1 protein-coding gene is annotated in these 672 nt (G+C 32.6%); it reads left to right on the plus strand.

From position 1 onward, the window contains the following. A partial coding sequence (locus CHH67_RS23995) for a DUF262 domain-containing protein (RefSeq protein WP_144029315.1) occupies positions 1 to 672 on the plus strand: 672 nt, incomplete at both ends.

Here is a 672-nt window from a genome sequence, read left to right on the forward strand (position 1 = left end):
TTTCCTCTTGATATATCACAAGGTGAATTAATAGAGAAATTGAAATGTTTTATAAATTCTTTTACTCGTTTTTTTGTAGTACTACAATTAACAGTTAATCAAAGTGATACTGCATATAAGATATTCGGAACAATTAACAATAGGGGTCGTGACCTTACAGATTCCGATATTATTAAGAATGAACTTTTCATGTCAGTACCGAATGAAAAACGGGATCAGGTTAAAGAACAGTGGGACTCGATTATAGAAACTGTTGAAAGTGAAGATCTAACTGAATATCTAAGATTTCAATACGCGTCTTCTATTGGTCCAGTCAAATTAGTTAATCTTTACGATGCTATCACTGGTCATTTACAAAAAAATGATCCTATTAATTACTTGGAAGATTTGGCGGTTGAGTCTGAATGGTTCGCAAGAATTAATCTTATCGGAGGGGATTTCTGGTCAGGAAATATTAAAGAAAAATTGAATGTAATTAAGAATAATTTAGACATTTCACATAGTATCCCACTCTTGCTAACAGGAGCAGTACTATATAACCAGGACTTGAAAAGTTTTGAGCGTTTGGTCAATGCAACAGTAGTTTTCTGTTTTCGTTACTTTACTATTGGGAAAAATTCAGTTTCCAACCTAGAAAGAGAAATTGGATTTATGTCGAGGTCACTTAGAAAT

Source organism: Paenibacillus campinasensis (assembly GCF_002272015.1).
GTDB classification, from domain to species: Bacteria; Bacillota; Bacilli; order Paenibacillales; family Paenibacillaceae; genus Paenibacillus_AQ; species Paenibacillus_AQ campinasensis.